At 64.0% G+C, this 17,083-nt stretch carries 16 protein-coding genes; 6 read left to right on the top strand and 10 right to left on the bottom strand.

The genetic code is table 11. The features are described 5' to 3' along the window. Positions 1–25: 25 nt before the first annotated feature. Positions 26–481, bottom strand: a complete 456-nt coding sequence (locus tag BSY16_RS02145) for a GFA family protein (RefSeq protein ID WP_069058147.1) — start codon at positions 479–481, stop codon at positions 26–28. Positions 482–610: 129 nt separating this feature from the next. Then, positions 611–1,339, bottom strand: a complete 729-nt coding sequence (locus tag BSY16_RS02140) for a class I SAM-dependent methyltransferase (RefSeq protein WP_069058146.1) — start codon at positions 1,337–1,339, stop codon at positions 611–613. A gap of 114 nt (positions 1,340–1,453) precedes the next feature. Between BSY16_RS02140 and BSY16_RS02135 the strand changes: the two genes are divergently transcribed. After that, a complete protein-coding gene (locus BSY16_RS02135; RefSeq protein ID WP_069058145.1) occupies positions 1,454–2,224 on the top strand; it encodes an SDR family oxidoreductase in 771 nt (256 codons plus the stop codon). 3 nt (positions 2,225–2,227) lie between these two features. On the opposite strand, the gene BSY16_RS02130 is transcribed toward BSY16_RS02135, so the two are convergent. Together BSY16_RS02130 and recQ are read right to left on the bottom strand one after the other, a co-directional pair. Continuing rightward, a complete protein-coding gene (locus BSY16_RS02130) occupies positions 2,228–2,701 on the bottom strand; it encodes a VOC family protein (RefSeq protein ID WP_069058144.1) in 474 nt (157 codons plus the stop codon). A gap of 72 nt (positions 2,702–2,773) precedes the next feature. After that, the gene (gene recQ / locus BSY16_RS02125; protein WP_083242806.1) at positions 2,774–4,639 is read right to left on the bottom strand and encodes a DNA helicase RecQ; all 1,866 of its coding nucleotides are present in this window, start codon (positions 4,637–4,639) and stop codon (positions 2,774–2,776) included. A gap of 143 nt (positions 4,640–4,782) precedes the next feature. On the opposite strand from recQ, the gene BSY16_RS02120 reads away from it, so the two are divergent. Next, positions 4,783–5,166: a VOC family protein gene (locus tag BSY16_RS02120; RefSeq protein ID WP_069058143.1), complete on the top strand. Its 384-nt coding sequence runs from the start codon at positions 4,783–4,785 to the stop codon at positions 5,164–5,166. Between the two features lie 40 nt (positions 5,167–5,206). Here the strand turns inward: BSY16_RS02120 and dnaG are convergent, their stop codons facing one another. From dnaG to BSY16_RS02105, 3 genes are all read right to left on the bottom strand, one after another. Next, positions 5,207–7,174, bottom strand: coding sequence for a DNA primase (gene dnaG, locus BSY16_RS02115; RefSeq protein WP_069058142.1), 1,968 nt, complete (start codon positions 7,172–7,174; stop codon positions 5,207–5,209). An 87-nt stretch (positions 7,175–7,261) separates the two neighbouring features. Continuing rightward, positions 7,262–7,600 carry a hypothetical protein gene (locus BSY16_RS02110; RefSeq protein ID WP_069058141.1) on the bottom strand — a complete coding sequence of 113 codons (339 nt, stop codon included), beginning with the start codon at positions 7,598–7,600 and terminating at the stop codon, positions 7,262–7,264. A gap of 238 nt (positions 7,601–7,838) precedes the next feature. Further along, a complete protein-coding gene (locus tag BSY16_RS02105; RefSeq protein ID WP_083242805.1) occupies positions 7,839–8,288 on the bottom strand; it encodes a GatB/YqeY domain-containing protein in 450 nt (149 codons plus the stop codon). A 322-nt stretch (positions 8,289–8,610) separates the two neighbouring features. On the opposite strand from BSY16_RS02105, the gene carA reads away from it, so the two are divergent. After that, entirely contained in the window at positions 8,611–9,819 is a 1,209-nt protein-coding gene (carA, locus tag BSY16_RS02100; RefSeq protein WP_069061317.1) for a glutamine-hydrolyzing carbamoyl-phosphate synthase small subunit, read from the top strand. 115 nt (positions 9,820–9,934) lie between these two features. After that, positions 9,935–10,297 (top strand): hypothetical protein, encoded by a 363-nt coding sequence (locus BSY16_RS02095; protein WP_069058139.1) that lies wholly within the window; start codon positions 9,935–9,937, stop codon positions 10,295–10,297. Here the strand turns inward: BSY16_RS02095 and BSY16_RS02090 are convergent. The 3 genes from BSY16_RS02090 to BSY16_RS02080 all read right to left on the bottom strand — a co-directional run bounded on the left by BSY16_RS02090 (position 10,294) and on the right by BSY16_RS02080 (position 14,113). Then, positions 10,294–11,664, bottom strand: a complete 1,371-nt coding sequence (locus tag BSY16_RS02090) for an MATE family efflux transporter (protein WP_069058138.1) — start codon at positions 11,662–11,664, stop codon at positions 10,294–10,296. The two genes, BSY16_RS02095 and BSY16_RS02090, sit on opposite strands and share 4 nt — an antisense overlap. 151 nt (positions 11,665–11,815) lie before the next feature. Next, positions 11,816–13,069, bottom strand: a complete 1,254-nt coding sequence (locus BSY16_RS02085) for a TCR/Tet family MFS transporter (protein WP_069058137.1) — start codon at positions 13,067–13,069, stop codon at positions 11,816–11,818. Between the two features lie 141 nt (positions 13,070–13,210). Next, the gene (locus BSY16_RS02080) at positions 13,211–14,113 is read right to left on the bottom strand and encodes a LysR family transcriptional regulator (RefSeq protein ID WP_069058136.1); all 903 of its coding nucleotides are present in this window, start codon (positions 14,111–14,113) and stop codon (positions 13,211–13,213) included. Between the two features lie 104 nt (positions 14,114–14,217). Here BSY16_RS02080 and BSY16_RS02075 point away from each other — a divergent pair, with 104 nt between their 5' ends. Next, positions 14,218–15,216, top strand: a complete 999-nt coding sequence (locus BSY16_RS02075) for an aldo/keto reductase (RefSeq protein ID WP_069058135.1) — start codon at positions 14,218–14,220, stop codon at positions 15,214–15,216. Positions 15,217–15,333: 117 nt separating this feature from the next. Beyond that, the gene (locus BSY16_RS02070; protein ID WP_069058134.1) at positions 15,334–17,073 is read left to right on the top strand and encodes a caspase family protein; all 1,740 of its coding nucleotides are present in this window, start codon (positions 15,334–15,336) and stop codon (positions 17,071–17,073) included. The last annotated feature ends 10 nt before the right edge of the window (positions 17,074–17,083 follow it).

Raw genomic sequence — 17,083 nt, 5'->3', positions numbered from 1 at the left:
ATAGCTTTGAGAAAGGTTCGACGGTTCAGGCGACGCTCGCCGCATAGCCGGCCATCAGCGTTTCAAAATCCTCCATCGGCGGGAATTTATCATAGCTGTGCGCGGCAGGCGTCGTCGCCCATTCGAGTTTTTCGCTCGTATAGGTCTCGACGAAGGGGTTGTACCAGCCGGTATCCTCAAGCATGGTCGGCCGGACATTGACGAAGAAATCGAGCCCGGCCGGCCGGGTGAACATCCAGGTCATGCAATCCGGGCAGAAATGATGGCCCGCTTCCGGGCTCGCGCCGGCCACGACGGGCTCACCCTCAATCACCGCAAACCCGTCCGTCGGGATCGCCGCGCTCAACGAATAGGCGCTGCCCGACATGCGCTGGCAGCCGGTACAATGGCAGGCCATGGTGATCATCGGCGGCGCGCTGATGCGGATTTTGACGCGCCCGCAGCGGCAGGCGCCATCAAGCGGCAATTTCAGTCTTTCCATGGGTTCGGCTCCCCTTCCGATGCACGTCGGCTTGTTCTTCTGCTCGTGATGCCGGCGATTTGGCTTTAGGCGATAGTTCTAGCGCAGCGGCAAGCCGCGTAAAGGGCTGCGACTGCTCTTTTGGATGTTTCAGGGACGATCGCAGGCAATCAGCAGGAACATCGGCCGGTTCAGTTCCACCTGCCATTCCGGATGGTCCGCAAGCTGCGCCTCGCTGGGCCGCCACTCCTCCACATGGCGGATGACAAAACCCGCTCCAACCAGCGCATTCAACGTCGTGCCGAGCGTGCGGTGATATTTGACGACACCCTTCGCGAGCCAGTCCGTCGTGCGCGGTCCTTCCACGAGATAGCCATCCACCGGCCACACCGTCGCGCCGCCGACCTCCGCCCATTCGGGCTTCGTGGGCGCCATGTAGATCGGATGCTCGATGGTGAAGACGAAGGACGATCCCGGCACCAGCGCCGCGTGGATGGTGCGCACCAACCGGCCGAAATCCGCGACATAGTGGAAGGCGAGCGACGAATAAGCGAAATCGAAACCGCCCGTCGGCAGGTCCAGCCGGTCGAGATCGGCAATCTCGTAGCGCACGGCGGGCGACGCCGTCTCCACCTTGGCCCGGGCGATCATGTTTTCCGAAAGGTCGAGGCCCAGCACGCTTGCCGCCCCTTCCGCCGCCGCATGACGCGCGAACCAGCCGAAACCACAGCCGAGATCGACAATACGCTTGCCCGCAAGATCGGGCAGCAGCGCGCGCACCGAGTCCCATTCCGCGGCCCCCGCGAGCCCGTGAACCGAGCGGGGAAGGCTGCTATAGCCCTCGAAGAAGACGGGCTGGTCGTAGATATTCTGAGCCATGGAAGAGTCCTTTCTAGGCGGACATAGCGCCTTTTCGCCGGAGGGCAAACCGCGCCAGGCGGGGTTGACAGACGCGCTCTGCCGCTATCGGGTGACCTCCCGAAAGGACGCATCATGACGATACTGGACAGGTTTTCTCAAAAAGGCCGCGTGGCGCTCGTCACCGGCGGCGGACGCGGCCTCGGCTTCGAGATCGCCCGAGCGCTGGCGGAAGCCGGCGCGCATGTCGTGGTGACGGGTCGCACGGCCGCGACGCTCGACGATGCCGTCGCAAAGATCACTGCCCTTGGCGGGAGCGCGTCGGCAGTCGCCTTCGACATCGCCGATCGCCCGGCCCAGCGCGCGGCGCTCGCCGATATCGAGCGTCGGCACGGTAGGCTAGACGTGCTGGTCAATAATGTCGGGGCGCGCGACCGCCGCCCGCTGGCCGAGATGGACGACGACGCCATCGACGACCTCATCCGCACCGACCTTGCCGCCGCCGTCAGCCTGTCACGCGATGCGGCCGCCCTGATGAAACGCAACGGCCACGGCCGGCTGATCGCCATCACCTCGATCGGCGGACAGGTCGCCATGCCGAACGACGGCGTCTACCCCGCCGCCAAGCAGGGCCTCACCGGCCTGATGCGCAGCATGGCCGTGGAATACGCCCCCCATGGCATTACCAGCAATGCCATCGCCCCCGGCTGGTTCGCGACGGAAACCAACGCAGCCCTCGCCGCCAACGATGACCTGATGCCCTTCGTGCGCCAGCGTATCCCCGTCCAGCGCTGGGCCCGCCCGGACGAAATCGCCGGCGCCGCCCTGTTCCTGGCAAGCGACGCAGCGTCCTTCGTCAACGGCCATGTGCTGGTGGTCGATGGCGGGATGACGGTCAGGATGTGATGGTCAGCGCGCCGCGGCAGCGGCCTCCAGCCCCGCAATATCCAGCTTCACCATCTTCAGCATCGCCTCGGTGACGCGCTTGACCTTCGCCTGGTCCGGATCGCTCATCAACTCGCCAAGCCGTGCCGGCGCGATCTGCCAGGAGAGGCCCCAGCGGTCCTTCAGCCAGCCGCACTGCTCCACCGCGCCGCCTTCCTTCAAGGCATCCCACAGCCGGTCGAGATCGCCCTGCGTTTCGCATTCGACCATGATGGAAAAGCTGTGATTGAACGGGTCGAGCGGTCCCGCCTCGATCGCCATGTAGCGCTGGTCGCCGAGCGTGAAGCTTGCGACCTTGACGCTGCCGGGCGGGCCGCTCGGCGTTTCCGCCAGCAGCGGTGAAATCCACTGAACGGATGAACCCGGAATGAGCGACGTGTAGAAGCCGATGGCGGCGTCCATGTCCTTTTCGAACCAGAGATGCTGCGTGACTTTCATCGTGGCGTCCTCCTTGCTGAACACACACAAGGACGAACGACGGATAAACGTTCCGACAGGCCGGATAAAAATCTAGCCGGCGAAGTCCTCGATGACGGCGAGGAAGGCATCGCCGAACCGGTCGCGCTTCGAGATGCCGATGCCGGGAATGTCCAGAAGCTCCTCCCGGTCGCGCGGCCGCTCCTTGGCAAGCGCGATCAGGGTCGTATCCGGGAAGACGACATAGGGTGGCACATCGAGGTCCTTGGCGATGGCAAGGCGCTCGGCACGCAACGCCTCGAAGAGCTCGCGATCGGAACCGGTAAGGTTCGAACGCTCGCGGGCGGCGGGCGAATTGCCGGCTTTCGCCTTGCGTCCCGTCTGCGGGCGGTCCTTGCGGAAGAAAATCTCGCGCTCGCGGCGAAACACGGTGCGCGCCTCCGGCTCCAGCTTCAAGGCCCCATAGGCCGAGTGATCGACGCTGATCAGCCCCATGGACAGCAATTGCCGGAAGATCGACTGCCAGATGCGCGGTGGTATATCGCTGCCCGCCCCGAAGACCGGCATGCCGGTATGGCCGAAACGCTCGGTCTTCTCGTTCACCGAACCCTGCAGCACGTCGATGACATGGGCCGCGCCGAACCGTTCGCCGGTACGATAGACGGCGGCGAGCGCCTTGATGGCGGCTTCGGTGCCGTCCCAGGTCTCGACCGGGTTACGGCAGGTATCACAATTACCGCATTGGCCCGCGTGGGATTCGCCGAAATGGGCGAGGATCGCCTTGCGGCGGCAACCCGCCGTCTCGCAGATGGCGAGCAAGGACATCAGCTTGGCGCGCTCGATGCGCTTGATCTCGTCGGCCGCATTGCCCTCGTCGATCATCTTGCGGCGCTGAACGACATCCGCCATGCCATAGGCCATCCAGACCTCGGACGGCAGGCCATCACGCCCGGCACGGCCGGTCTCCTGGTAATAGGCCTCCACCGAACCCGGCAGGTCGAGATGGGCGACATAGCGGACATCCGGCTTGTCGATGCCCATCCCGAACGCAACAGTCGCGACGAGGCAGAGGTTTTCCTCCTTCAGGAACGCATCCTGGTTGGCGTCGCGCACCGTGCGGTCGAAGCCGGCATGATAGGGCAGCGCGCGAATGCCCTGCGTGTTCAGCCACGCCGCCGTGTCCTCCACCTTGGCGCGCGACAGGCAATAGACGATGCCGCTCGCTCCCTGGTGGCGCGACAGGAAACGCAGCAATTGCTGGCGTGCCTGGTCGCGCTCGGCGATCTCGTAGGCAATGTTCGGCCGGTCGAAGCTGGTGGAGAAGACTTCGGCGTCCTGAAGTCCCAGACGCTCGATAATGTCCTCACGGGTGTGCGGATCCGCCGTCGCCGTCAGTGCTACGCGCGGCACGCCGGGATAGCGCTCGCCCAGCATGCCAAGGGTCCGATATTCCGGCCGGAAATCGTGCCCCCATTGCGACACGCAATGCGCCTCGTCGATGGCGAAGAGCGCGATACGCGCATCGGCGACGAGTTCGGTAAAGCCCTCCGTGACGATGCGCTCCGGCGTCACATAGAGCATGTCGAGATCGCCCGTGCGCATCGCATCGCGCACCGCGAAATACTCCTCGCGGGAGAGCGACGAGTTGAGGGCCGCCGCCTTGACGCCAAGCTGCTTCAAGGCCTCGACCTGGTCGCGCATCAAGGCGATGAGCGGCGAAATCACGATGCCCACACCCTCGCGGCAGAGCGCGGGGATCTGGAAGCACAGCGATTTGCCGGCACCCGTCGGGAAGAGCACGACGGCATCCCCGCCGGCCGTCACGCGCTCGATCACCGCCTGCTGTTTGCCACGGAAGACATCATAGCCATAGACGCGTTTCAGCACGTCGAGGGGACGCGCCGACGGCGCATCGAACAGGGCGGCAACAGGGCTGGCTGGTCTCGTCTGGGTCATCATACGCACGTTCTTACCTCCATTCGGCCAGGCATGGGACCCTCGGTGGCCACTCCACAGGCAACTTTCACCCTCCATCCATAATGTTCTTGATTTGTTCTATGTTCAAGATAAAGTTGCATGCCATGAGAGGAAGGAGAATGATGATGGATCTCTATGCGACACTCGGCACATCCGACGCCGCGGCGACGACGGCCTTCTATGATGCTGTGCTCTCGACCATCGGTTGGGCGGTCCAGTCCGACTTCCCGGGATGGCGCGGCTACACCGAGGGCGGTGGCGAAAAGGGCTTCACGCTCTGGCTTTGCACGCCCTTCAACGGCGAGCCGGCAAGGGCCGGGAACGGCACGATGATCGGTTTTCCGGCTGCGTCACACGACGCGGTGCACGCCTTCCACACGGCAGCCCTTGCCCATGGTGGAACGGACGACGGTGCCCCTGGCCCCCGCCCGCAATACGGGCCGGACTGGTACTCCGCTTACGTACGTGATCCTTCGGGCAACAAGCTGGCAATCGTCTTCAACGGCTAACGCACCGGGTGTCGGGATTTTCTGGCGGCGTGCACTGATTCTAACGCGCCGCAGGCCCCTTCACCCGGCCAGACAGCACACCAAACCCTTCGATGATCGCCTCCTGGTTCTCCAGGCGCACGGTCTCCTGCTGCACTTCCTGAAGCGCACGGAGGATCTGCGGCACCCGTTCGCCGTCGCCCTCTTCCGTCGAGACGGCGAGTTCCCGTTCCAGCTCGCGGCGCTGCCAGAGCAGCGCGCGGGTGCGCTTGTGCAGTGCCAATGCCTGCAGGTAGCCTTCGCGGGCATCCTCGGGGGCTGCTTCCACCGTCGCGGTCCACAGACGGGAGTTGCGGACCTGCTGTTCGAGAGTTTTCAGCACCGTGTCGAAACCGGCGGCCTCCAGTTCCTCGATCAACCGGTCACGCTCAAGCCGGGCGCCAATGGCACCGGCAATGCCGATGAGCGCCGACCAGAGCCTTTGCAGATCGCGGTTCTCATATTCGATGATGGCGATCTCGTCATAGTCGCTGAAGAGCAGGCCGGGATGGTTGACGACGGTGAGCGCCAGCACGCTTTCGCGCAGTGCCGGCAGTTCCTGCGCACCGCGCACCAGCGCCGAACGCATCAATCGATCGGAAACGCCGGTGGGCGCGGCATTGCCCTGCGGCGCATTGCGCGCGCCGCCCTTGCCCTGCCGGTTGCCGGAAAAATTGCCGCTGCCCTGCCGCTGGACGGGACGGAAGAAGGTGTTCAACCGGTCGCGCATGTTCTGCTGGTAGTGCCGGCGCACGTCCTCGTCGGCGATCACGGCGGTCACCTGGCGCAGGCGTGCTTCCAGCGCCGCGCGGCTTTCCGGCGTGTCGAAATTCACGCCCTGGACCTCGCGGCTCCAGATCATCTCCGCGAGCGGCCGGGCGCTGGCCATCACCTTGTCGAAGGGCGCACGGCCCTCGTGGCGCACCAGATCGTCCGGGTCCTTGCCGTCCGGCAGCAATGCGAAACGCACCGTGCGCTCCGGCTTGATGAACGGCAGCGCGAGATCGGCGGCACGGTTGGCCGCGCGGATACCCGCACCGTCACCATCGAAGCAAAGCACCGGCTCCGGCGTCATCTTCCACAGCAGTTCGAGCTGGTTTTCGGTGAGTGCCGTGCCGAGCGGCGCAACGGCATTCTCGATTCCCGCCTGATGGAGCGCGATCACGTCCATATAGCCTTCGACGGCGATGATCGTGCCAGGACCATCGGCGCCCTGCGCACCCTTGCGGGCGCGGGCATGGTTGTAGAGCACGCCGCCCTTGTGGAAGAGCTCGGTCTCGTTGGAGTTGAGGTACTTCGCCGGCGCATCCGGCGACATGGCGCGGCCGCCGAAGGCGATGACCTTTTCCCGGATCGACAGGATGGGGAACATGATGCGGTCGCGAAAGCGGTCATAGGAGACCGGGATCTCCGGTCCGTGCACGACGAGGCCGCACGCCTCGATCGCCTCCTTCGGCACACCCTTGCCGGCGAGGTGCTCCTTCAACGCATTGCGGCTCTCCGGCGCAAAACCAAGCCGGAACGTCTCGATAGTGCGCCCCGTCAGACCGCGATCGCGCAGATAAGCACGCGCCTTGGCGCCGGCCGGCGTCTGGAGCTGATCCTCGAAGAAACGCGTGGCCATATCCATGACCTCGACAAGGCCCATGCGTTCCTTTTCGCGCTGCTCGGCCTGCGGGTCCGGCTGCGGCATGGCGACGCCGGCCATGTCGGCGATCTGCTGCACGGCTTCCGGGAAGGCCAGCCCGTCAAGATCGGTCAGGAAACGGAAATGATCGCCGGAAACGCCGCAGCCGAAACAATGGTAGCGGCCCTTGCGATCCTCGCAGTGGAAGCTCGGCGACTTTTCGCCATGGAACGGGCAGCACGCCCAATAGTCGCCGCGCGAGACGTTGGTCTTGCGGCGGTCCCAGGTCACACGCTTGCCGATCACGTCCGAAATGGAAACGCGGTCACGGATCTCGTCTAGGAAGGCGTTGGAAAAGCGCATGGGTACCTCGGTCAAGGTTCATATAACCATGCCGGTGCCCCGCCGCCAGCAATAGTCGGTCACCCACAGCAATTCACAGGCTGCACGTCAAAATCCCATGTCGGGCACATAGAAGCAGCGCGGCGTATCCTCCGTCGGGTAGAGGCAAAGGTGATACTCGCCATCCTGCGAGCGGCGGGCGGTATTCTGCGGCAGGCGAAAGATATGGCTGCGCGTGGCGAGCCGGTGGTCGCCGGGCGCCAGCGTCACCTGATAGCCGCCTGTGATGATGCGCACGGTCGTCGCGGGAATCATCTGGCAGTCGCCATTGTGGCTGTTACCGTTGCAGCAGAACTGCGCGTACTGCCAGCCGCTCGCCGCGTCGTGCGCGCGTGCCGATCCGACGAAGGCTAACATGGCAAAGGGAAGCAGGGACAATACACGCATCGGCTCGGTCTCCGTTTGACGAAAACGGCCACCTGGCGTCAACACACAAACATGGCCGGCGGCACAGCATGCACTTCGCCGGGGCGGGCCGATGCGCGGTCATCGCTGCACCGTCGGGCTCCTGTTCTTTCCGCATAACTGCGCTCTTGGCTTTTGGTTCCCGTGGCGGCGCGCGATGCGTGCTCAAACAGAAAGGGCGGCCGAAGCCGCCCTTTCGTTCAAACCTGTCGCCACCGGATTACTTCAGCAGGTCCTTCACCACGCCGGAGGCCTTGGCGAAATCCATCTGGCCGGGATAACGCTCCTTCAGCACGGCCATGACCTTGCCCATGTCGCGCAGGCCCTGCGCGCCAATCTCGGCGATGGCGGCGGCAATCAGGTCCTTCATCTTGTCCTCGGAGATCTGCTCGGGCAGGAAATCCTCGATGACCTTGATTTCCGCACGCTCCTGCGCCGCGAGTTCCGGACGACCGTTGTCGCCGAAGATCTTTGCCGATTCTTCGCGCTGCTTGATCATCTTGGCGAGGATCTGCAACACTTCGTCGTCCTCGACGGGGCCCTTGCCCGCGCCGCGGTTGGCAATGTCGCAGTCCTTCAGCTTGGCCTGGATCAGGCGCAGCGTAGAAACACGGCAGGCGTCCTTGGCCTTGAGTGCATCCTTGAGGGAATTTGCGAAGTTCTCGCGCATCATTTTCTCCATGGGAGGCCGCCGGCGCCGGTGCGCGGCGAGGCCTCGATCATCGTTCGATTGTGCATGCTCATAGACCGGCAAGGGGTCGAACCGCAAACGGATTGCGTAAGCGGTTGAATTTCAACGCTTTATAATTCCACGCAATCCACAGGCGGCGGTTGACCCCGTCATCCGCTTTGTCTATTTTCCGGCACCTGCACGAAATTTGGCAATCAGGGCGAACCAACGCGGGTTTCCGCGCGCCCTTGCCTGCGACCTCAAATGGTGCCTGGCGGCGACGTTTTCAAGCCTCACGCCCGGTGCCGGAAACGGGATGAATATGACCTCGACCCCCGCATGGACCACCGAAAAGCCGACCGCCCTTCTCGTCCTCGCCGACGGCACGGTGATCGAAGGCAAGGGCATCGGCGCCACCGGCAAGGTGACCGCGGAAGTCTGCTTCAACACGGCGCTGACCGGCTACCAGGAAATCCTGACCGACCCCTCCTATCTCGGCCAGATCGTAACCTTCACCTTCCCGCATATCGGCAATATCGGCGCCAATGACGAAGACATCGAAGACCTGACGCCTGCCGCGCGCCACGGCGCCGTCGGCACGATCTTCAAGGCCGACATCACCGAGCCGTCGAACTACCGCGCCACGAAGCACCTCGACGCCTGGCTGAAGGCGCGCGGCATCATCGGCCTTTCCGGCATCGACACGCGCGCGCTGACCGCGTGGATCCGCGAAAACGGCGCGCCGAACGCGGTGATCGCCCACGACCCGAACGGCGTCTTCGACATCGAGACGCTAAAGGCGGAAGCCAAAGCCTGGAGCGGCCTCGTCGGCCTCGACCTCGCCAAGGTCGCCTCCTCTGGCCAGTCCTCGCGCTGGAGCGAAAAGCCGTGGGTTTGGAACGAGGGCACCGAAGACCTCGCGGACGCCGACGTGAAGTATCACATCGTCGCGCTCGACTACGGCGTGAAGCGCAACATCCTGCGCCTCTTCGCCGGCCTCGGCTGCAAGGTCACCGTCATGCCGGCAACGACCAGCGCCGACGAGGTGCTCGCCCAGAAGCCGGACGGCATCTTCCTCTCCAACGGCCCGGGCGACCCGGCCGCCACCGGCGAATATGCCGTGCCGGTCATCAAGACGCTGATCGAAACGGACATCCCGGTCTTCGGCATCTGCCTCGGCCACCAGATGCTCGGCCTCGCTGTCGGCGCGACCACCGAAAAGATGCACCAGGGCCATCACGGCGCAAACCATCCGGTGAAGGACCACACGACCGGCAAGGTCGAGATCGTCTCAATGAACCACGGCTTCGCCGTCGCCTCGTCCTCGTTGCCCGCTGGCGTCGAAGAAACCCACATCTCGCTGTTCGACGGCTCGAACTGCGGCCTGCGCCTCACCGGCAAGCCGGTCTTCTCCGTCCAACACCACCCCGAAGCCTCCCCCGGCCCGCAGGACAGCCACTACCTCTTCCGCCGCTTCATCAACCTGGTGCGCGCGAAGAAGGGCGAAGAGGCCATTCCAGAGCGGGCGTAAGCGCGGCTCTATCCCGATGAAACGAAAGGCCCCGGACATCGCGTCCGGGGCCTTTTCAATTGCAAATCCCTGCATTAGCAAGAACATGACCGACAAGTGGATCGCGGATGCCTAGATGAAGACCGCTCGTTATGCCTTGCTCGCTCTGATGTGCATGGCAGGCCATGCAAATGCAGAAGCTGAGTTCAGATCCGCAGTACCAGAGGCAGCCTGCTATTACGAAAACGTTTTCTTGAGTACTTCGCCTGCCCTGAACGTTATCGATCGTATTGATTATAGGGGTGCCAGCGCAAAGGTTATCGTCGTTCACAAGCAATGGTTCAAAAGCCATCAGAGCGTTCGGGCAAACATCGCACTCGCCATTTATTGCCGCATTCGCGTGGAGCATGGCAGCGGTAGAGTAGATGTTACGAACCAGCAAGGCTCGCCCTACGGGACCGTTGTCGATGGCTCCTGGCAGGACTTCTTCACTGATTAGGATGTTTGTCGCACCAGCCGGTAGAAGCGCCAGTTGAGCAGCACGGAGGCGGCAGCGAGGCCGGCGAGGAAGCCGAACCACACGCCGATACCGCCGAAGCCGGCCGGGAAGGCGAAGAACCAGGCGGCAAGAAAGCCGATCGGCCAGTAGGAGATCAGCGCTAGGATCATCGGGATGCGGGTATCCTTCAGGCCGCGCAGCAGGCCGGCGGCAATCGCCTGCAAGCCATCGACGAGCTGGAAGACGCCGGCGATCACCACGAAGGGGCCGGCGATGGCGAGCACTGCGGCCGAATCCTTACCTGCCTTGTCGAGGAAGATCGAGGCGAGCGTCGTCGGAATGGCAGCGAAGAGAACGCCGCCGCCGACCGCGATGATCGCGGCGACGATGAGCACGGCCCAGGCGGCACGCACGATGCCGAGATGATCACCCCGGCCATGCGCCACGCCGACACGCACGGTGCCGGCCTGCGCCAGTCCGAGCGGGATCATGAAGGCGACGGAGGCGAGCTGCAGCGCGATGCCGTGGGCGGCAAGCTCCAGCGTGCCGATGTTGCCCATCAGCAGCGAGGCCCCGGTGAAGAGGCTGACCTCTGCCAGCATGGTGAGACCGATCGGCAGGCCGAGATGGAGGACCTCGCGAAAGGCCTGCCAGTCCGGCCGCCAGAAGCGCACGAAGAGTTCGTAGCGGCGCATGTCGGCGCGCGACTGGATATAGGCGGTGATGAGCAGGAAGCTCAGCACGTTGACGACGACGGAGGCGATAGCCGCCCCGTCCATGCCCAGGGCCGGGAGGCCGAAATGGCCGAGCACCAGGCCATAGGCCAGGACGGCATTGATCGTCAGGATGGTGATCGTGACATAGAGCACGATGCCGGCCCGGCCATGCGCGCTGACGAGGCCGCGCAGCGTCATGAACAGCAGCGCCGGACCTATGCCCCATTGCGCGATCTTCAGATAACTGCCGGCAAGGGCTGCGACTTCTGGCTTCTGGCCGGCATAGAGCAGGATGTTTTCCGCACTGTAGAACAGCGGGATCATCAGCACTGAATAGATCAGCACCACCCACATGCCCATGCGCACGGAGCGGCGCACGGAAACGGTGTCGCCGCGGCCATAGGCCTGTGCCACCATGGGCATGACGGCATTGGCGAAGCCCGAGCCGAGGATGAAGATGGTGAAGAAGAACTGGCTCGACAGCACGATCGCCGCCAGATGCGCAGCACCCAGCCGTCCGAGGATGACCACGTCCGTCGTATGAATGCCGAGCTGGGCGAGCTGCGCGCCGATCAGCGGCACGCCGAGGGTGAAGGTCGCCTTGAAATGGGCGCCCCAGCTGTTGTCCTCGCGATGCATTGCGATGTGCATGATAGTTCTCACTTTCGCGTTGCTTCGGATCACATGTTCCGGTCGCGATCAATCGAATAGATTTGATGTTTTCATCAAAACTGCGCGAAACCGGGCATTTACCGCCCGCTTCCGGCAAAAATTTCGTCAAAACGTCACGTTTGAAAGCGCTTCAGGCGTTTTCCGGCTCCAAACTCTCCGTCGGGCCGGCGCCGGCGCCGCGCAGCTTCACCGCGAAGATCGCGAGACCGAGAAGCAGGATCACCGCGGCCAGCGCATAAGGCGCGCCGGCGAAGACCACCGGCGCTTGCGGCCCGGTGAAGTGGCTGAACACCTGCGTGAAGATCAGCGGCCCGATGATCGTGGTGAAGCTTGAAACGCTGGTGAGTGCGCCCTGCAACTCGCCCTGGGCCGATGGCGGCACGCGGGCCGAGGCGATGGAGCGCAATGGTGGATCGGCCAGGCTTTCCAGCGCCGTGCACGCGATCACGGCATAGACCATCCAGCCCTGCCAGGCCGCACCGTAGCCGGCAAGCCCCAGAATGGAGAAGGAAAGGCCGAGCACCGCCGTGCGATATTCGCCGAGCCTCGGAACGACGCGCGGCAGCACGAACGCCATGACGATGGCACCACCGATGCCGAAAACGCCAAGGGACAACCCGATCTGCCCTTCGCTCCAGCCGTAGCGGAACGCCGCGACGAACGACCAGACCGAGGGATAGACGGAATGCGCCAGCCAATAACAGAAGAAGACGAGGCCGATCCACAGCACGCCGGGATAGTTGCGCATCTGGAGCAGCGCGCCGAGCGGATTGGCACGGGAGAACTCGAAGCGGCGACGGTTGGCGGGCTCCAGGCTCTCCGGCAGCAGAAAACAAGCCGCAACGAAATTGAGGAAGGCGAGCGCTGCCGCGCCGTAGAACGGGATGCGCGGCCCGAACTCGCCGAGCAGGCCGCCGATCACCGGCCCGAGTGCGAAGCCCGTGCCGAAGGCAATGCCCATCAGTCCGAAATTTTTCGCGCGGGTTTCATCGGTCGAGACGTCGGCGATGTAGGCAGCCGCCGTGCCGAAGCTTGCGCCACTGATGCCCGCCAGCACCCGGCCGACGAAGAGCATCCAGTAGCTCGTCGCGAGCGCACAGATGAGGTTGTCGATGGCGAAGGTGAGAATGCAGGCGAGCAGCACCGGCCGACGGCCGAAGCGATCGGACAGGTTGCCGATGAACGGTGCGAACAGGAACTGCATGCCGGCATAGACGAGCAACAGCCATCCACCGTCGATCGCCGCCTCGCTGAGGCTGTCACCCGTCAGTTCGCGCAGATACGTCGGCAGAACCGGCATGATGATGGCGATGCCGATCACATCGAGGAACATAATCATGAAGACGATGAAGAGCCCGCGCCGGGTGGTCCTGGCATCGATCATGGTATGTCCTCTGGAATAATCGGCGCCCAATCAGGCGGGCAAAACGTCAGGCGAAAAGTTCTATTTCACTTTTTTCCGCGAAACAATCCGTGAACATCGCAAATTTATTGATCAATCCGATGCGCTTTGCTGATCCTCCCGTCATTCGACCCAGGGATTGGCCTTCACGAAATCCACGAAGGCGCGCAGCGGTGCCGGCATCAGAGTGCGGCTCGGATAGTAGAGGAAAGGACCGGAAAAGGTCTGGATCCAGTCCGGCATCACCACCTGCAGCGCACCGGAGGCAAGTCCCGGCGCCAGAAACTCCTCGAAGGTGCAGACGATGCCAAGGCCGGCGATGGCCGCATGCTGCTCCACCTCGTTCGATTCGGAAATCAGGCAGGCGGGCGGCATGATCGACACCCTCTCCTCCCCCCGCTCGAACGCCCAGGTCAGCACGCGGCCGCTTGCAAAACGGTGCAGGATGCAGCGATGCTGCATCAGGTCGCGCGGATGCTCCGGCACGCCGTGTTCGGCAAGGTAGGACGGGGCGGCGGCCACCACGAAGCGCTGGCGGCGCGGGCCGATCGGCACGGCGATCATGTCCTGGTGCAGCGCCTCCTCATAGCGGATGCCGGCGTCGAAGCCGGCGGCCAGCACATCCACCAGCGCATCGTTGGAGGCGACTTCCAGCGTGATGCCTGGATAGGTCTTGAGGAACGGCGTGACGATCGGCGGCAGCACGAAGCGGGCGACGATACCCGGCACGTTGAGCCGCAACCGGCCGACCGGGCGATCCCGCAGGCTGTTGACGCCATCGATCGCCGCCTCGACCTCTGACAGCGCCGGCACCAGCCGTTCGAGCAGACGCTCGCCGGCATCCGTCAACGTCACGCTGCGCGTCGTGCGGTTAAACAGGCGCAGGTCAAGCCGCGCCTCCAGGCGCCGCATCGCTTCGGAGAGTGCCGAGGCGGAGACGCCGCGCAGTTTCGCCGCCGCGCGAAAACTCTTCACACGGGCGATCGCGACGAAGGCATCGAGGTCTGCAAGGGGAATGGCGCTCATTGTTCGGATATCCGCACAGCTTGTCAAACAGAGACCGGATTATCGCACAAAGCCGGACGCGGTAGAAGAGCGTCGACCAGAAGGCAGACCACAGGAGAGACGCCATGAAAACCGTAACCCTCGGCAACTCCGGCCCCACAGTGTCCACGATCGGGCTCGGCTGCATGGGCATGTCCGGCATGTATGGCCCGGCTGACCGGGCGGAAAGCATCGCCACCATCCACGCCGCACTCGACGCCGGCATCAACCTGCTCGACACCGGCGACTTCTACGGCATGGGCCACAACGAGATGCTGATTGCCGAGGCGCTGAAGGAGCGCCGCCGCGAGGATGTGGTGCTGAGCGTGAAATTCGGCGCGCTGCGCGGACCGGACGGCGTTTGGAGCGGCTACGATTCCCGCCCGGCGGCGATCCGGAACTTCCTCGCCTACTCACTGCAACGGCTCGGCACCGACCATATCGACATCTACCGCCCGTCCCGCCTCGATCCGGCCGTGCCGATCGAGGAGACCATCGGCGCCCTCGCCGACCTCGTGAAGGCCGGTTACATCCGCCATATCGGGCTTTCGGAAGTTGGCTCGGAGACGATCCGCCGCGCTGCCGCCGTGCACCCGATCTCGGATCTGCAGATCGAGTATTCGCTGATCTCGCGCGGCATCGAGGACGATATCCTGCCGACCTGCCGGGCGCTCGGCATCCCCGTCACCGCCTATGGCGTGCTGTCACGCGGCCTGATCAGCGGCCATTGGCAGAAGGGTGCGACGGCCGGCGGCGATTTCCGCACCATGAGCCCGCGCTTCCAGGACGGCAATGTGGATCGCAATCTCGCGCTCGTCGAGGAGCTGCGCCGCGTCGCCGAAGAAAAAGGCGCCAGCGTCGCCCAACTCGCCATCGCCTGGGTAGCGGCACAGGGTGCGGACATTGTGCCCCTCGTCGGCGCCCGCCGCCGCGACCGGCTGACGGAGGCGCTCGGCTCCCAGCAGGTCTCGCTCACCGAAACCGACCTCGCCGCCATCGAAGCCGCCATGCCGAAGGACGCCGCCGCCGGCGAGCGTTACCCAGCCGCTCAGCTCGTCCATATGGACAGCGAAAGGCGGGCTTAGGCGACAGTTCGTTCACGAGCGCCAGGGCAGCTGCCACGCGAAGAAGACAGGCCTAATATATTGCCGGCCTGTCTGGATCAGCTATCATTCGCTGAACGCTGACGGGAAACGACGCGAATGAAAGCGATGCCGGCAACCGCGGCCGCCGGAAAGGCGGCCGCCCTCCTGTTCCTTTTTATGGCTCTTCTGGCAGGCGCAGGCCCGGCGCAGGCGCGAAAGGTGGCCCTCGTCATCGGCAACGACCGATATCAGCAACTTCCCGTCCTCGAACGGGCCGTCAGCGATGCAGACGCCATCAGTGCAACGCTGCGCGACGATCTGAAATTCGACGTCGTCCTGACCGGCTTCAACCTCACCCGCACACAATCGGTGACAAAGTTCGGTGAATTCGAAAGCCAGCTTCGCCCCGGCGACACGGCCTTCTTCTTCTTTTCCGGTCACGGCGTCGCTCCGCGGGACCGTAATCTCCTGCTTCCCGTGGACTTTCCCCGGGAAGCCACTCAGGACACGGCGGAGGATCTCTCTCAGGCGGTGGACAGCCTGCTGGCACGGCTTCGCGACAAGCGGGTGGTCGGCATCTTCGTGCTGGACGCCTGCCGCGACAATCCCCTTCCCAATGTCTTCAAATCAGCCGGCTACGAGCGCGGCCTGGCACCGGTGAACGCCCCTCAGGGCACCTTTGTTCTGCTGTCCGCCGGCGCGGGCCAGCGGGCACTCGACAGGCTGCGCGGCGAGGACAACGACCGCAACTCGGTCTTCACGCGCAAGCTGCTGCCGCTGCTGAGAACGCCGGGCCTGAGCCTGTCCAGCCTGGCAAAACGTGTGCAGATCGATGTCGCCGATCTCGCGCAAACGCAAGATCACGAGCAGTTTCCGGAATATCGCGACAGCATTCGCGGCGATATCTACATGCTGCCGGACAACGGGACAGCCGCCCGTGTCGAGCTACCCGGCGTGACGGCAAAAAGCGCCGATGAGGAGCGCCCCGTGCCGGAAACACTGCCGACAGCCGATGGCTCTGTCACGCTGGACACTCCTTCGGCCGACAACACCGTCAAGTCGGGCGAAACGGTTGCGGCGCTGTCCGGCTCCAACGACTCCCTCATAGACGAAGACGTCGAGCGGTTGAGCACGGAGACGGCCAAGAATGCCGCGGCCTGCGATGCCTTCACGATCGCGGCTGAAAAACTGGCCAATATGAAGGATTTTGGGGATTTCGATCCATACAGGCTGAGAAAAGACGTCGCGCTCGACAGCTGCGGAGCCTTGTTGAAAGCAATGCCGGATTCGGCAACCGCACAGGCGCAGATGGCGCTTGCCCTCTACGCGGCCCGACGCAACATCGAGGCGTTGCCGCTCTTCCAAAAATCTGCGGCCCAGGGGATCGTGCTTTCGATGCTTGCAACCGGCAAGATGTACGTCGCGGCTGACGACATCCCGTTCGACACGGGCACGTCATTCAGTTGGCTGTCGAAAGCGGCGGAAGCGGGCAGTTCGGAAGGGGCGCAGCTTGCGCAGGGCGTCGCGCTCATGGGCGATTCCGTAGACTTCCTTCAGCGACGCGCCAATGTTGGCGACGGCTACGCCATGTACGTCATGGCCCGGCAGTATGCCGAGGGGCGGATCATAGCCCGCGACGAAAAGACAGCGGCCCTATGGCTGGTCTTTGCCGTGCGGAAGGGCTCGAAAGCGGCACGCGCCAGCCTTACGGAAGACAGCCCCAGCCCCTGGCCAAAAGCGGTCATCGCCGAAGCGCAAAAGAGGCTGACGTTTACCGGCGACTATAATGGCGATGCCGATGGAACGCTGAACTTCCGTTTTCAGCGGGCGATCAAGGCCATCACGCCAAAGACGTGATGGCATTTTC

Source organism: Sinorhizobium sp. RAC02 (genome assembly GCF_001713395.1).
In the GTDB taxonomy this organism is placed as follows: domain Bacteria; phylum Pseudomonadota; class Alphaproteobacteria; order Rhizobiales; family Rhizobiaceae; genus Shinella.
This window is presented reverse-complemented; position numbering and strand designations above follow the sequence as displayed.

Coding starts and splice junctions, on each gene's coding strand:
- dnaG (WP_069058142.1), bottom strand. CDS start 7,174: ATGCGCTTTTCCAACGCCTTCCTAGACGAGATCCGTGACCGCGTTTCC.
- BSY16_RS02130 (WP_069058144.1), bottom strand. CDS start 2,701: ATGAAAGTCACGCAGCATCTCTGGTTCGAAAAGGACATGGACGCCGCC.
- BSY16_RS02090 (WP_069058138.1), bottom strand. CDS start 11,664: ATGCACATCGCAATGCATCGCGAGGACAACAGCTGGGGCGCCCATTTC.
- BSY16_RS02105 (WP_083242805.1), bottom strand. CDS start 8,288: ATGCGCGAGAACTTCGCAAATTCCCTCAAGGATGCACTCAAGGCCAAG.
- BSY16_RS02075 (WP_069058135.1), top strand. CDS start 14,218: ATGAAAACCGTAACCCTCGGCAACTCCGGCCCCACAGTGTCCACGATC.
- BSY16_RS02145 (WP_069058147.1), bottom strand. CDS start 481: ATGGAAAGACTGAAATTGCCGCTTGATGGCGCCTGCCGCTGCGGGCGC.
- BSY16_RS02110 (WP_069058141.1), bottom strand. CDS start 7,600: ATGCGTGTATTGTCCCTGCTTCCCTTTGCCATGTTAGCCTTCGTCGGA.
- BSY16_RS02085 (WP_069058137.1), bottom strand. CDS start 13,069: ATGATCGATGCCAGGACCACCCGGCGCGGGCTCTTCATCGTCTTCATG.
- BSY16_RS02135 (WP_069058145.1), top strand. CDS start 1,454: ATGACGATACTGGACAGGTTTTCTCAAAAAGGCCGCGTGGCGCTCGTC.
- BSY16_RS02095 (WP_069058139.1), top strand. CDS start 9,935: ATGAAGACCGCTCGTTATGCCTTGCTCGCTCTGATGTGCATGGCAGGC.
- BSY16_RS02120 (WP_069058143.1), top strand. CDS start 4,783: ATGGATCTCTATGCGACACTCGGCACATCCGACGCCGCGGCGACGACG.
- BSY16_RS02080 (WP_069058136.1), bottom strand. CDS start 14,113: ATGAGCGCCATTCCCCTTGCAGACCTCGATGCCTTCGTCGCGATCGCC.
- recQ (WP_083242806.1), bottom strand. CDS start 4,639: ATGATGACCCAGACGAGACCAGCCAGCCCTGTTGCCGCCCTGTTCGAT.
- BSY16_RS02140 (WP_069058146.1), bottom strand. CDS start 1,339: ATGGCTCAGAATATCTACGACCAGCCCGTCTTCTTCGAGGGCTATAGC.
- carA (WP_069061317.1), top strand. CDS start 8,611: ATGACCTCGACCCCCGCATGGACCACCGAAAAGCCGACCGCCCTTCTC.
- BSY16_RS02070 (WP_069058134.1), top strand. CDS start 15,334: ATGAAAGCGATGCCGGCAACCGCGGCCGCCGGAAAGGCGGCCGCCCTC.